Source organism: Adlercreutzia sp. ZJ242, from assembly GCF_011038995.1.
Taxonomy (GTDB): Bacteria; Actinomycetota; Coriobacteriia; order Coriobacteriales; family Eggerthellaceae; genus CAAEEV01.
Genome location: NZ_JAAKEE010000094.1, coordinates 1 through 2,047 on the forward strand (window position 1 = coordinate 1; position 2,047 = coordinate 2,047).

Here is a 2,047-nt window from a genome sequence, read left to right on the forward strand (position 1 = left end):
TCATGCAGTGCTTGCATGCCTGGCGGCCGATCGAGCAGGCGAGAAAGGTCTTGCCGGTCCCGGTGTAGCCGACCACGATGACGTCGGTGGCCGACTCCACAAACTGGCAGGTCCTGAGGCCGTTGACTGTGTCGCGGGAAAGGGGCCTGCCGTCGTAGACGACGCCGCTTATGTCGGCATTTGCTATGCGGAAGTGTGCCCGCTGGAGCAGGCGCTTAACGCCGGCGTTTTCCTTCTCCTGCGCGACGTAGTCGACGATGACGCGCATCCTCTCGTCGAAGCCCATGTTGGCGTACGAGGGGTCGGCTGCCATCATGTCGATGATGTCGAGTGCCTCGGGAACGCCGATGACCCTCATCTTTCTCCTGGTCTCCTGGTCGATCATCGCGCACCTCCCGCATAGTACGATGCGCCCCTGACGTAGCCGCCCTGCTCGACCGGTCGCTCCGCTGCTTTGGCTGAGCCGGCGGCTCCGGACGCCAGCACGCTTCGTATGAACTTGCAGCGCGGATGCGCCGTCTTCTCCAGGGAATAGGCGCACGCAGCCTCCAGCTCGGCGTCCCCGTAGTGCTTTGACAGGTTGAGTATTGCCATGACGGGGTTGTACGCCTGCTCCTTTATCTGGACGTCGCAAAACACGCGCTCGACGACGGCCAGCGCGCTCGGGCCGATCGAGGACGCCCACCTGCGCATGCGGCCGTCGTCCCATTCCAGGTCGGCGAACTCGGGCGGCATGTGCGACGGATCGGTCTGCGGCTTGTAGCGCACGTAGTCGGGAATGCGCGGGTGCGTGGCCACACGCTCGCCGCTGTGGTATATCTCGACTGTCGTCTCCGTCACCTTCAGGTCGACCCTCTTGCCGACCAGCCTGTACGGGGCGGAGTATCGGTTCGTGCTGTACACGACATGGAAATCGAGGTTGACCTTACGCCCGTAGACCCAGTCGCAGACCTCGAACGGGACCGCGGGTAGCGCCGCGAGCATCGGCCTTTCGACCTCTTCGAACACAAGCTTGCGGGATCCCTCGCGCTTCTGGAAGGGACGGGCGTTGTACTCGTCCAACCGTTCCCGGATTGCCGCGTTCAGCTCGGCTAGCGTCGCGAACTCCCGGTTGCGCAGCTTGGCTATCACCGCCGTCGCGATCTTCCCCACGCCGCCTTCTACGCTAGCTTTCTGCTTGGGCTTGGCAACGCCGGTCGGCATGATGGCGCACACGTAGTGCCGCCCCAGCGTCTCGTATGCCTCGTTGAGCATAACCTCGCCCTCCTTGGGGTGCTTGACCACGCCGGTCTTGAGGTTGTCGCAGACCAGGCGCACGGCGACCCCGCCGAAGAAATCGTAGGCGTTGACATGGCAGAGCAGCCACGTGTTCTGCTTCATGTCCAGCGTGGCTTCGACGTATGTATACTGGGAATACGGGAGCACGGCGACGAACAGGTGTACCTTCGAGACCTCTCCTGTGACAGGGTCGACCAGCCGCATGGTCGACCCTGACCAGTCCACTTCCATGGCCTGCCCGGGCTTGTGCTCGAGGTGGTTCGTGACGTTCTTGGAGATGGTGTAGTCGGCGTATCCCCGGGTGAAGGTAACATAGCTCACAGCGACCTTCTCCTTCTTCGCACATTCGTCGCGGTACTCCTCCCAAAGGAGCTTCAGCGTGACGCCGACCTTGCGCAGCTCGTCGTGGACGTAGCCGTAGTCCGGCCTCGCCACGGCGCTTTGCGCTTCCTTCTCCTCGGGGAACAGCATCGCCGCTATCTCGTCGTTGCTCATCAAGGAGACGTCGTCCCATCCGACACCCTTCTCGGTGGCCCGGTCCAACACCTCCTTTATCGTGTGCGCCGAGATGTGCCGGGTGCGAGCGATCTCCCTCCTGGACATGTTCTTCGCGCTTAGCTCGATGATGAGCTTCGCACTGCTGTGCTTTGCCATGATGAACCTTCCTTTCTCGATCTGGTTGGCAATGCCAGTCGAGTATAGGAAGCGTGGCTCTGCTTGAAATCGCGGTGTTGGAGGTTATGCGGCTCGTCCTGAAATCGGGTGTTGC

General features: G+C 62.1%; 2 protein-coding genes. Both read right to left on the reverse strand.

Annotated features, from left to right (window positions below):
• Positions 1-385: ATP-binding protein (locus tag G7Y49_RS11875; protein WP_165174081.1), on the reverse strand; the 385-nt coding region annotated here is incomplete at its 3' end.
• Complete coding sequence (gene istA / locus G7Y49_RS11880; protein ID WP_165174083.1) at positions 382-1,932, reverse strand: IS21 family transposase; 1,551 nt, start codon at positions 1,930-1,932, stop codon at positions 382-384. The genes G7Y49_RS11875 and istA, both read right to left, overlap by 4 nt.
• Positions 1,933-2,047 lie beyond the last annotated feature (115 nt).

Coding starts and splice junctions, on each gene's coding strand:
- istA (WP_165174083.1), bottom strand. CDS start 1,932: ATGGCAAAGCACAGCAGTGCGAAGCTCATCATCGAGCTAAGCGCGAAG.